Raw genomic sequence first — 11,805 nt, 5'->3', positions numbered from 1 at the left:
GACGATTCCTTCGGAGCGGGCGTGGCAGGGTCATCAGCGACGTTGACTTGGCTTTCCGGGTTCATCGAAGGCCTTCAACGGGGTCGGCAGGTTCAGGACCAGTTGCGCGTCCTTCACCACGTCGAGACGCAGGATGGTGGATGCGCGCAGCCCGTCGAGCAGCTGGCTCAACGGACCGCCGTGCCGCACGAGCTCGACGTTGCGCGGCAGCAGGCGCTGGGCGAACATCGGTCGTAGTATCCGCCTTCAGGCACGTCGACCTTGTGCGGCCCGAATTCGACCTGTGTGAACCGCCTGTCCATGTTCGTTGCCCCTCCTCGATGATCGACCACGGCAGGCAACACCCGAAGCCTGCTGACTCGCTGCCGTCAGCAAGCACTTTAAGGTTGAACTCGACTTCAAGGTCAAGGGCCCGGATAGAGGAACACGTCGATCGTCGTCATATCTTCGAATCATTCGGCGCCCGAGCGACGGCCCTTGTTTTCATGCTTGCCTCGTCTCCTGATTGACACTAAACCTGGCTTTAATCCTAGACTCGGTTCGTCGCCGGCGAATGCGCGGCGGCCGCATTGCCTTTCGATCAACCCGCCAACAGGAGCAGACATGGGATACGTCACAACGAAAGATGGTGTCGACATCTTCTACAAGGACTGGGGCCCGCGCGACGCACCGCTCATCTTCTTTCATCACGGCTGGCCGCTCAGCGCCGACGACTGGGATGCACAGATGCTCTTCTTCCTGGCTCACGGTTACCGCGTCATCGCGCACGACCGTCGAGGCCACGGACGATCCAGCCAGGTCTGGGACGGCCACGACATGGATCACTATGCCGACGACGTCGCCGCGGTCGTGAACCACCTCGGTGTCCAGGGCGCCGTGCATATCGGCCACTCGACCGGCGGCGGCGAAGTCGCGCGCTACATCGCCCGACACGGCGAGGATCGCGTTTCCAAGGCGGTCCTCATCAGCGCCGTGCCGCCGATCATGGTGAAGACGGAGCGCAATCCGGGCGGTCTGCCCAAGGAAGTGTTCGACAATCTGCAGGCGCAGCTTGCGGCGAACCGGGCGCAGTTCTACCACGACATTCCGGCGGGACCGTTCTACGGCTATAACCGTCCCGACGCCAAGCCGTCCGAAGGCGTCATCCGGAACTGGTGGCGGCAGGGCATGATGGGCAGCGCGAAGGCCCATTACGACGGCATCGTCGCTTTCTCGCAGACCGACTTCACCAAGGACCTCGAGGCGATCTCGATCCCTGTGCTGGTGATGCACGGCGACGACGACCAGATCGTGCCTTACGCGGACTCCGGCCCGCTGTCCGCGAAGCTGCTCAGGAACGGCACGCTGAAGACCTATCAGGGCTTCCCGCACGGCATGCCCACGTCCAACGCCGAAACGATCAACGCCGATTTGCTCGCGTTTGTCCGCAGTTGAAGCAACGGATGCCAAGGGGCGACCCTTGGCATCCGCCTCCCTGTCGGCGGCCCGTGGTTTCGGCGCGGTCGCTTGCGGATTTCAAAAGGCTCCGCCGGGCAGCGCGCCGCGACGCGCGAGAAACCGGTCGAGCTGCGATGCGAACGCCTTGCCGTCGCGCGCGCCATAAGGCGCCGGCCCTCCCGTGTCGATGCCCGTGCTGCGAAGTTGATCCAGCATTGCACGCGTCGACAGGCGTTCCTCGATGTTCTCGCGGCTGAACCAGTTGCCGCGCGGGTCGAGCGCATGCGCGCCCTTGTCGAGGACGGCGGCGGCCAACGGGATGTCGGCGGTGATCACGAGATCGCCGGCAGTGACCAGCTCGACGATGCGGGCATCGGCGGCATCGAAACCCGCCGGCACTTGAAGCGCCTTGATGAACGGCGACGGCGGCGTGCGCAGGAACTGGTTCGCGACCAGCGTCACGCAGATTTCGGCACGACGCGCGGCGCGAAACAGCATGTCCTTGATGACGGCCGGACACGCGTCGGCATCGACCAGTACTTGCATGGCGGCATTTCCAATACACAGAAGACGCGATCATATCTCACCGCCGGCGGTCATCTTGCGGCAGCAGGCGGCCGGGCGACAACCTCGATTCTTGACTTCAAATCAAAACAATTTGGCGAATCGACTGGTTTTTCAGCAAAAATAAACCGGGCACACTGCGCTGCGTCGTTACTGGAACCCGGAGCGCCCATCATGCCACTCGCCCTGCTTGCGCTGACCATCAGCGCCTTTGCCATCGGCACGACCGAATTCGTGATCGTCGGGCTGATCCCGACGATCGGCGCCGATCTCGGCGTCAGCCTGCCGTCGGCCGGCCTGCTCGTCAGCCTCTATGCGCTGAGCGTCGCCATCGGCGCGCCGCTGCTCACCGCGCTCACCGGCCGCGTACCGCGCAAGACGCTGCTCGCCGGGCTGATGGCGCTCTTCACCGTCGGCAACCTCGTCGCCTGGCAGGCGCCGGGCTACGAATCGCTGATCGTCGCGCGCGTGCTCACCGGCCTTGCGCACGGCGTGTTCTTCTCGGTCGGCTCGATCATCGCGACCACGCTCGTGCCGAAGGACAAGGCCGCCAGCGCGATCGCGACGATGTTCAGCGGAATGACCGTCGCATTCGTCGCCGGGATTCCGCTCGGCACCTTCATCGGCCAGCACTTCGGCTGGCGCGCGACGTTCCTGATCGTCGCGCTGTTCGGCCTCGTCGCGTTCCTCGGCGCGGTGGCGTTCGTGCCGCGCGGCCTGCCGCAGACGCCGCCGGCGCCGCTCGCCCGCCAGCTGCGCGTGCTGGCCCAGCCGCGCCTGCTGCTCGTCTATGCGATGACGGCCGTCGGCTACGGCGGCTCGCTGATCGCGTTCACGTACATGGCGCCGCTGCTCGAACAGATCGCCGGCTTCACGCCGTCGCAGGTCAGCCTCGTGCTCGTCGGCTACGGCGTGTCGGTCGCGGTCGGCAACGTCTGGGGCGGCAAGCTCGCGGACGCCGTCGGCCCGGTGAAGGCGCTCAAGCGGATCTTCCTGCTGCTCGCGATCGTGCTGCTCGCGCTGACCTTCACGATCCACGTGAAATGGCTCGCGGTGCTGACGATGCTCGCGTGGGGCGCGGTCGCGTTCGGCAACGTGCCGGGGCTGCAGGTGTACGTCGTCAAGCAGGCACGCCACGTCGCGCCGGACGCCACCGACGTCGCGTCGGGCTTCAACATCGCCGCCTTCAACCTCGGCGTGGCCGGCGGCTCGTCGCTCGGCGGCCTGATCGTCGCGAACGTCGGCCTCGGCCACACGCCGTGGATCGCCGCCGTCGTCACGCTCGGCGCGTTCGCGCTCACCGCGCTGAGCGGCCGCCTCGACCTGCGTGCCGGCCTGCCCGAGCGCACGGCCGAGCCCGCCGACGCCGCCGAAGCTGCTGAATTCGCCCACTGAGCCCTTTCGCTACCCGCCGGAGATCATCATGAATGCACCGGCCCGACGTCCGCCACGTGGCAGGAAGCCGACCGCGCGACGGTCGTGCATATCGACGATTTCGCCGCCGGCACGTCGCGCTCGTTCTTCACCGCGGCGTCGCTCGATTTCTACCGCCTCGAAAGCAGCCTGCGCGCGCGCTGAAACGGATGTCGACCATGCCCGCTCCCCTCGGCAAACTGACGCGCGGCGGCTTCAGCGTCGGCATCGAACTGCCGCTCGACAACGACTGGTCGCTGGCGAGCGACGCGGGCGTACGGCACATCGGCCTGCATTTCCGCCGCAACCGCCGCCAGCTCGACGAGACGATGGCCGAGATCGCGTCGGACGTGCTGCCGGCATTCCATGCGCAGGCGGACGCGTCCGTCGCATGAACCGTATTTGATTTCAAATCAAATATTTTTGACCTCTAAAGGCGTTTATCTCATCAGTGGCAGGCACCAGAATGCCTCTCGGACCCACCCGGTCCACATACACTCAAGGAAGCCCATCATGAGCAAGATCCCCGCTTTCGGCCTCGGTACGTTCCGCCTGCAAGGCCAGGTGGTCATCGACTCGGTGCGCAACGGCCTCGAAGTCGGCTACCGCGCGATCGACACCGCGCAGATCTACGGCAACGAAGCCGAAGTCGGCGAAGCGATCGCCGCGTCGGGCGTGCGCCGCGAAGACCTGTTCCTCACGACGAAGATCTGGGTCGACAACTACGCGAAGGACAAGCTCGTGCCGAGCCTTCAGGAAAGCCTCGACAAGCTGCGCACCGACCACGTCGACCTGACGCTGATCCACTGGCCGGCCCCGGGCAACGGCGTGTCGATCCAGGCGTTCATGACCGCGCTGGCCGACGCGAAGGCGAAGGGCCTCACGCGCCAGATCGGCATCTCGAACTTCAACATCGAACTGACGAAGGAAGCGATCGCGGCCGTCGGCAAGGAAGCGATCGCGACGAACCAGATCGAACTGAGCCCCTACCTGCAGAACCGCAAGCTCGTCGAATTCCTGAACGCCGAAGGCATCCACGTGACGTCGTACATGACGCTCGCGTACGGCAAGGTGCTCGGCGACCCGGTGATCGGCGCGATCGCGCAGCGTCACGACGCGACGCCGGCACAGGTCGCACTCGCGTGGGCGCTGCAGCTCGGCTACTCGGTGATTCCGTCGTCGACGAAGCGCGAGAACCTCGCGAGCAACCTGCTCGCGCAGACGCTGCGCCTGACCGACGAAGACATGGCGCAGATCGCCGCGCTCGAGCGCAACGGCCGCGAAGTCGACCCGGCCGGCCTCGCGCCGAAGTGGGACTGATCGCCCCGGCACTTTCCCATACCCGTCCGCGGCCCGCCGGCCGCGGCACCGACAGGACTCCATCATGACCCAGGACCCGCTTTTCCAACCGCTGCAATTCGGCGCGCTGACGCTGCCGAACCGCATCGTGATGCCGCCGATGACGCGTTCGCGCGCCAGCCAGCCCGGCGACGACGCCAACGAACTGATGGCCGCGTATTACGCGCAGCGCGCGAGTGCGGGCCTGATCGTCAGCGAGGGCACCTACATCGCGCCGCTCGGCAAGGGCTACGCATGGACGCCCGGCATTCACACGCCGTCGCAGGTCGCCGGCTGGCGCAAGGTGACGGATGCCGTGCATGGCGCGCACGGCCGCATCTTCGCGCAGCTGTGGCACGTCGGCCGCCTGAGCCACACGAGCCTGCTCGGCGGCGCGCAACCCGTATCGTCGTCGCCGATCCAGGCGAAGGGCGTGAACGTGTTCGTCGCCGGTGAAGACGGCAGCACGCCGGGCTTCGTGCAGGCCTCCGAGCCGCGCGCGCTGTCCGTCGACGAAATCCGCGAGATCGTCGACCAGTACCGCGCCGCCGCGCGCCACGCGATCGAGGCCGGCTTCGACGGCGTCGAGCTGCACGGCGCGAACGGCTACCTCGTGAACCAGTTCATCGACTCGAACGCGAACACGCGTACCGACTCATACGGCGGCTCGCTGGAGAACCGGCTGCGCTTCCTGCGCGAAGTCACGCAGGCGCTGATCGAAGGCACCGGCGACGCGTCGCGCGTCGGCATCCGCCTCGCGCCGCTGACCACGCTGAACGGCTGCGTCGACGACGATCCCGAAACGACCTATCTCGCGGCCGCGAAGCTGCTCGGCGAGCTCGGCGTCGGCTACCTGCACATTGCGGAAGCCGACTGGGACGACGCGCCGCTGATGCCGGTCGCATTCAAGCAGCGGCTGCGCGCCGCGTACCCGGGCGTGCTGATCTACGCCGGCGCCTACACCGCCGAGCGCGCCCGCGAAGCGATCGCCGCCGGCTGGGCCGACCTCGTCGCGTTCGGCCGCCCGTTCGTCGCGAACCCCGACCTGCCCGACCGCCTGCGCACCGGCGCCGCGCTCGCGCCGCACGACCGCAACACGCTGTTCGGCGGCGGCGCCCACGGCCTGACCGACTATCCGACGCTGGCCGACGCCGCGGCCTGAGCGAAACCAGCGACTGAATCCGGTCGATACGTGCGAGACGGCTTGCCCCCGGCTCGCGCCATCATCGCTGCCACTGTCGCATCCGCGCCAACGCACGATAGCGCCCTCTTGCGACGCCGGTTCGCCGCATGCTAGAGTCGCCGCCATTCCGATCAACCCCTCACTCGCAAGGAGAAGAACATCATGACGTCACGCCAACGCTCCTCCCGTCGCGGGTCGTAGTCCGGGTTTTTCGCGTCCGTCCGTTTCATCGTTCACGCATCGCAGTCGATTGCATCGTCGTTCCGGCGATGCGGCGGGTCGCCCTGACCCGATTCGGTCTGCCGTACTCCCGACATCCGATGTCAGGCAGTGCATTCGCGCGCGCTGCCCGTGCCATGGCCCGCCGTTCCCTTTCTGCATTGAACGGACTATTCCATGGGCAATTCCATGCAATACCTGGGCGAGCGCGTCACGTTGTGCGCTTGCGCCACCACCTGGATCGAAGGTGAGGCGATCCGGCAGCTCGAACACGCTGCCACCCTCCCCGGCATGCGGCGCGTCGCCGGCATGCCCGATCTTCACCCCGGACGCGGCTACCCGGTCGGCGCCGCGTTCTTTTCGACGGGGCGGCTCTACCCTGCGCTGATCGGCGGCGATATCGGCTGCGGAATGGCGCTGTGGCAAACCGCGCTCGATGCGCGGCGCGCGAGCGCGGTGCGGCTCGTCGGCCAGCTCGGCTCGATCGACGCGCGTCTCGACGACAGCTGGCAAGCGTCGATCGCCGACGCCGGGCTGGCCGGCCACGCGTTCGCGGCGTCGCTCGGCACGATCGGCAGCGGCAATCATTTCGCGGAAGCGCAGCGGATCGACGCGGTGTACGACGCCGATGCCGTCGAGGCGCTCGGCCTCGACCGCGACCGCCTGCTGCTGCTCGTGCATAGCGGGTCGCGCGGCTTCGGCCAGTCGATCCTCGAACAGCACATGCGCGAGCACGGCTACAACGGGCTCGACGACACGCACGCCGAGTGCGGAGCCTACCTGCAGCGTCACGACGCGGCGCTGCGCTACGCGATCGCGAATCGCGACCTGATCGCGCGGCGCATGCTGGCGCGCTGGCGCAGCGACGGCCGGCGCGTGCTCGACGTGAACCACAACCTGGTGAGCCGCGCGGACGTCGACGGCGAGCCCGGCTGGCTGCATCGCAAGGGTGCGACGCCGGCCGATGCGGGGCCGGTCGTCATTCCCGGGTCGCGCGGCGACTACAGCTATCTCGTCGAGCCGCTGCCGCGCGACGCCGCCGCGAGTCTCGCGTCGCTTGCGCATGGCGCGGGCCGCAAGTGGGCGCGCGGCGATTGCAAGGAGCGTCTCGAACGGCGCTTCACGCCGTCGCAGCTCACGCGTACGCCGCTCGGCAGCCACGTCGTCTGCGAAGACCGCGAACTGCTGTACGAGGAAGCGCCGCAGGCCTACAAGCCGATCGACAGCGTCGTCGACGCGCTCGAGGCGGCCGGCCTGCTGCGCAAGCTGGCGCGGCTCGCGCCGGTGCTGACCTACAAGACGTCCGGGGAGGCCTGCCGATGCTGATGCAGATTTCTTCGGCGCACGGGCCGCTGGAGTGCCAGCTCGCCGCGGCCAATGCATTGCGGCGCCTGCAGGCGGAAGCCGACGCGTGCCGCGTCGCGCTGACGGTGCTGGACCTGCAACCGGGCGAGCGCCCGGGCACGCTGCGCTCGGCGCTGCTCGATCTCGACGGTGCCGGCGCGCAGGCGCTGGCGAACCGCTGGACGGGCACGCTGCAATGGATTTGCGCGAGCCCGTACCGGTTGCGCCATCCGCGCAAGAACTGGTTCATCGGTGTCACGCGCTGCGCCGACGCGCCGCCATTGCCGGACGGCGCAGTGAAATTCGAAGCGATGCGCGCACGCGGGCCGGGCGGCCAGCACGTGAACAAGACGAGCTCGGCGATTCGTGCGACCCATGTCGCGACCGGCCTGTCGGTGCGCGTGGAAAGCGAGCGCAGCCAGCACGCGAACAAGCGCCTCGCGCTGCAGTTGCTGCACGCGCGCCTGCGGGAGCAGGCCGACCGGCAGGCCGGGCACGCGCGCGAGCAGCGGCGGATGCAGCACTTCGCGCTCGAGCGCGGCAACCCCGTGCGCGTGTTTCATGGCGCCGCGTTCACGCCGTCGGGCTGAGCGCGGACGCTCGGGCGAACCACGGGCGCGCTCGGCAACCTTTCTCGCCGGGAAAGGACGCTTGAGGCTTGTTCAATTTTCGTGCGCGCCGGAATTGCCCACTATGTGCCGGACGATCGGCGCTTCCCGGACGCCGGCGCTTCCCGGCCCCGCGCCGCGGCAAATCGAAAATCAGGAGACACGATGAACAGCCATTCCCTCGAGTTGGGCGGCGACACCGGCCTGCCCGCGTCGCCCGCCCGCGCCGCCGATGGCGGTGCGGCGCGCCACGCCGCCCGCGAAGTCACGCTCGGCGATTTCATGGACGACCTGCCGGTCGGCGCATTGCACCGGTTCGTCGTCTGGGTGATCGGCATCGGGCTGTTTTTCGACATGTACGAGATCTTCCTCGTCAGCACGATCGGTTCCGCGTTGCAGAACGAATACGGGCTGAGCCGGCAGAGTACCGATTTCAAGCTGCTGCTCGCATCGGCATTCATCGGCATGTTCGTCGGTGCGATGTGCCTCGGCAGCCTCGCCGACCGCATCGGGCGGCGCAAGGCCTTCCTGCTGACGCTCACGTGGTACAGCGCGTTCTCGCTGGTCGGCGCGTTTTCCGTGAACGCCGACATGCTCGTCGCGTGCCGGTTCCTGACCGGCATCGGCGTCGGCGCGATCTATCCGGTTGCCGACAGCTTCCTGTCCGAGATCCTGCCGAAGGAAAAGCGCGGGCGGCTCGCCGCGTGGGCCTATACGACTTCCTATGTCGCGGTGCCGCTCGTCGGTTTCCTCGCACTGTGGCTGAATCCGCTGCATGTGGGCGGCGTGGCCGGCTGGCGCATCATTCTCGCGATCGGCAGCCTCGGTGCCGTATACGTGCTGTTCGTCCAGCACCGGCTGCCGGAAAGCCCGCGCTGGCTGCTGGCCCAAGGGCGCACGGACGAGGCCGAAGCGACGCTGCGCCGCTTCGCCGACAGCGCCGGCGCAAGCATGCCGGCGCGCTTCGCGACCTCGGCGGAGCCGCAGCGGCCGCTCGCGCTGCTGCGGCGCGAACCGTACGGCGCGCGCTACCTGATGCTCGCGATCTTTCATCTGTTCCAGGGCTTCGGCTATTACGGCTTCGGCACGCTGGCCGGCACGGTCGTGAAGAGCCGCGGCTTCGACGTGACGGACAGTACGCTGTTCATCGCGCTGTCGTTCATCGGCTATCCGGTCGGCTCGCTGCTGTCGATTCCGCTGCTCAACTGGATCGAGCGCCGCACGCTCGTGATTGCGTCGATCCTGTCGATCGCGGTGTTCGGTCTGTGCTTCGCGTACTCGGGCCAAACCTGGCTGATCGTCGGCTTCGGGTTCCTGACGACCTGTGCGTCGAACGTGTTCAGCAACGCGTATCACGTGTACCAGGCGGAGATCTTTCCGGCGCGCGTGCGCTCGACGGCGATCGGCAGTACCTATGCACTGTCGCGTATCGTCAGCGGTGCGCTGCCGTTCGTGTTGCTGCCGGTGCTCGGCGGTTACGGCGCGGGCGCGATGTTCGGCGTGATCTCGGTTGCGCTCGGTATCGTCGCGGTCACGCTGCGCATGCTCGGGCCGCTGACGACGCGGCGCAGCCAGGACGAGATCAATCCGGTGTGATTCGGTGTGGTCACGGGCACTCGGCGGCGAAGTGGTGTGCGCCGCTCGAGCGCCCCTTTTATTGGGGTTCTTCGTGGATTTCCTTGGGTGTCGCTTATGGCTACGCGAACATACATCAGTTAACAACGGAACAGAGCATCAGCTCTGCGGAGGCCAGCGCCTGCATGCGGCGCGCTGCCGACGGCTATGTACGGTGCTCGTCCGGTGGCGTCAAGCGCGCTGCTTCAGCAGCCCTGCCAGAAGTGTCAGTGCTTTTGTCAGATCTTCGAACGACGGGCCGCCGAGGCAAAGTCGAATCCCGCTCGCCCGATCTTCCGGGTTCACCATCATGGATTCCGGAGGGGTCAACTTGATACGCATCGCTGCAGCGACGGATACGACACGATTGGCAGCGTCACGCTCCATCGGCAGCCAGGCGTTGTAGGCGCCGGGATGCGAGACCAGTTCGCTCGCGCCGAGCAGAGAGATAGCCAGATTGGATCGACGCCGCGCTTCATGGTGCAGATCCCGCTGGATCGAGGAGATGACGTCGGTGGCCAGCCATTCCTCAACCACTGCGCAAGAGAGCGGCGACGGCGCCATTGGCAGGTCCCGCAGCGCGTCTTCCGCTGCGTCGTCGAGTCCGGCCGGCAGCGCGAGCACGCCGATCTGCAAACCGGGGCCAAGGGATTTGGACAGCCCGTTCACATGAAAGGTGATCTCGGGCGCCAACGCAGCAAGCGGTGGCGAAGCCGGCTCTGCCGACGCATAGACGCCGTCCTCGATGATCCACGCGCCCGCCCGGCGGCAAATATCCACGATGGCCTGCCTTCGTTCCGTACCCATCGTGGCAGTGGTCGGGTTGTGCAGCGTCGGCGTGAGATAGACCGCCTTGCTGCCGGTCGATGCGGTGCCGTCGAGTGCGTCGGCCAGTGCTCCCGGCGCCATCCCTTGCGCGTCGGTCTCGACGCCTTGCATCCGATATCCCTTGCGCCGCGCCAGCGCGATCGCGCCAGGATAGGTGATCCGCTCGGTCAGAAGCAGCCCTTGCGAGCCGCAGGAAAGATCGAAGGCCAACGATAGCGCCTGGCGGGCGCCGCTCGTTAGCACCAGATGCGACGGTTCCACCATCAGGCCCAGCGTTTCGAGCCAGCGAGCCAGCACGCGTCGGTGCTCCATATGCCCAGCGGGCGGGGCATAGAGATTGAGATGGTCCGCATCGATCTTGCGTGCGATCCCCGTCAATGTTCGCGCCAGCAAGCGAGCGTTGAGCATGGCTGGCGGCACATTGGAAGAAAGGTCGATCTGGCGATCATGATGCGCCTGGCGGATCGCCACGAAGGTTCCCCGGCCCTTGATGCTGCGCGTCAGGCCTCGCCGTTCAAGCGCGGCATAGGCTTTCGTCACCGTGCCAAGGCCAATCCCCAGTTTCAACGCGAGATCGCGATGAGCGGGCAGACGGTCGCCTCCTGTCAGCCGCCCCTCGATGATGTCGTCGGCCAGGGCGAGGACCAACCGCTCGGCGGTATTCGCCTCGATGTCGGCAAGCCGTGGTGACCAGGGGGATTGCAGGAGCATGTTCGCCGCCTAAATATTAGTGTCACGTGACACTATTGATATAAATAACAAGAGTAACATGCGCGATGTGATTGGATGAAGTCATGCATTTCTGGAGGCGCCTGATCGCCATGACGGGCGCGTGGAGAGTCAAATGTTCAGCCATGTAACTGTTGGGGCGCGTGATCTTGGGCGGGCAGGCCGTTTCTATGACGCGGTGCTCGCTCCGCTCGGACTGAAGCGTCGCGTCGTCATGTCCGATGGCGGGCCTCCTGCGCTTTGCTGGGTAACCGGTCAAACGCCGCTGCCGCGCTTCTATGTCTACATCCCTTACGATGGCGAGCCGGCGACCATCGGCAACGGCAGCATGGTCGCCTTTCTGGCGCCCTCGCAAGAAGCCGTGAACACGGCCTACGCGAATGGTCTTGAGCACGGTGGGACGGACAACGGTGCGCCCGGGTTACGCCCCCACTATGGTGACGGCTACTTCGGCGCGTATCTGCGCGACCCTGACGGGAACAAGGTCCATATCGTTCATCGCGGAGACCTCCAGCCATAACGCTGGAG

10 protein-coding genes and 3 pseudogenes are annotated in these 11,805 nt (G+C 66.8%); 10 read left to right on the top strand and 3 right to left on the bottom strand.

Annotated features, from left to right (window positions below; genetic code table 11):
- Positions 1-33: 33 nt before the first annotated feature.
- A pseudogene (locus WT26_RS11965) lies at positions 34-225 on the bottom strand (acetoacetate decarboxylase); the annotation flags it as partial.
- A 378-nt stretch (positions 226-603) separates the two neighbouring features.
- Between WT26_RS11965 and WT26_RS11960 the strand changes: the two are divergent.
- Positions 604-1,434 (top strand): alpha/beta fold hydrolase, encoded by an 831-nt coding sequence (locus tag WT26_RS11960; protein WP_069272964.1) that lies wholly within the window; start codon positions 604-606, stop codon positions 1,432-1,434.
- Between the two features lie 81 nt (positions 1,435-1,515).
- Here WT26_RS11960 and WT26_RS11955 read toward each other — a convergent pair whose 3' ends face one another.
- Positions 1,516-1,983: a YaiI/YqxD family protein gene (locus WT26_RS11955; protein ID WP_069272963.1), complete on the bottom strand. Its 468-nt coding sequence runs from the start codon at positions 1,981-1,983 to the stop codon at positions 1,516-1,518.
- Positions 1,984-2,175: 192 nt separating this feature from the next.
- Here WT26_RS11955 and WT26_RS11950 point away from each other — a divergent pair, with 192 nt between their 5' ends.
- The 8 genes and pseudogenes from WT26_RS11950 to WT26_RS11920 all read left to right on the top strand — a co-directional run bounded on the left by WT26_RS11950 (position 2,176) and on the right by WT26_RS11920 (position 9,702).
- Positions 2,176-3,396: an MFS transporter gene (locus tag WT26_RS11950; protein ID WP_069272962.1), complete on the top strand. Its 1,221-nt coding sequence runs from the start codon at positions 2,176-2,178 to the stop codon at positions 3,394-3,396.
- A gap of 54 nt (positions 3,397-3,450) precedes the next feature.
- Positions 3,451-3,579, top strand: a pseudogene (locus tag WT26_RS38020) (MoaF-related domain-containing protein); the annotation flags it as partial.
- Between the two features lie 98 nt (positions 3,580-3,677).
- Positions 3,678-3,809: pseudogene (locus WT26_RS37280) on the top strand (LLM class flavin-dependent oxidoreductase); the annotation flags it as partial.
- 118 nt (positions 3,810-3,927) lie between these two features.
- Entirely contained in the window at positions 3,928-4,734 is an 807-nt protein-coding gene (dkgB, locus tag WT26_RS11940; RefSeq protein ID WP_069272960.1) for a 2,5-didehydrogluconate reductase DkgB, read from the top strand.
- Positions 4,735-4,798: 64 nt separating this feature from the next.
- Positions 4,799-5,914, top strand: coding sequence for an alkene reductase (locus WT26_RS11935; RefSeq protein WP_069272959.1), 1,116 nt, complete (start codon positions 4,799-4,801; stop codon positions 5,912-5,914).
- A gap of 417 nt (positions 5,915-6,331) precedes the next feature.
- Positions 6,332-7,480, top strand: coding sequence for an RNA ligase RtcB family protein (locus WT26_RS11930; RefSeq protein WP_069272958.1), 1,149 nt, complete (start codon positions 6,332-6,334; stop codon positions 7,478-7,480).
- The gene (gene prfH / locus WT26_RS11925) at positions 7,474-8,088 is read left to right on the top strand and encodes a peptide chain release factor H (RefSeq protein ID WP_069272957.1); all 615 of its coding nucleotides are present in this window, start codon (positions 7,474-7,476) and stop codon (positions 8,086-8,088) included. The genes WT26_RS11930 and prfH overlap by 7 nt, the downstream gene beginning before the upstream one ends.
- Before the next feature lie 183 nt (positions 8,089-8,271).
- A complete protein-coding gene (locus WT26_RS11920) occupies positions 8,272-9,702 on the top strand; it encodes an MFS transporter (RefSeq protein WP_069272956.1) in 1,431 nt (476 codons plus the stop codon).
- A gap of 210 nt (positions 9,703-9,912) precedes the next feature.
- Here WT26_RS11920 and WT26_RS11915 read toward each other — a convergent pair whose 3' ends face one another.
- Positions 9,913-11,259 carry a PLP-dependent aminotransferase family protein gene (locus WT26_RS11915; protein ID WP_069270181.1) on the bottom strand — a complete coding sequence of 449 codons (1,347 nt, stop codon included), beginning with the start codon at positions 11,257-11,259 and terminating at the stop codon, positions 9,913-9,915.
- Positions 11,260-11,392: 133 nt separating this feature from the next.
- Between WT26_RS11915 and WT26_RS11910 the strand changes: the two genes are divergently transcribed.
- A complete protein-coding gene (locus WT26_RS11910) occupies positions 11,393-11,797 on the top strand; it encodes a VOC family protein (protein ID WP_010099774.1) in 405 nt (134 codons plus the stop codon).
- Positions 11,798-11,805: the final 8 nt, after the last annotated feature.

The organism is Burkholderia cepacia, from assembly GCF_001718835.1.
In the GTDB taxonomy this organism is placed as follows: Bacteria; Pseudomonadota; Gammaproteobacteria; order Burkholderiales; family Burkholderiaceae; genus Burkholderia; species Burkholderia cepacia_F.
This window is presented reverse-complemented; position numbering and strand designations above follow the sequence as displayed.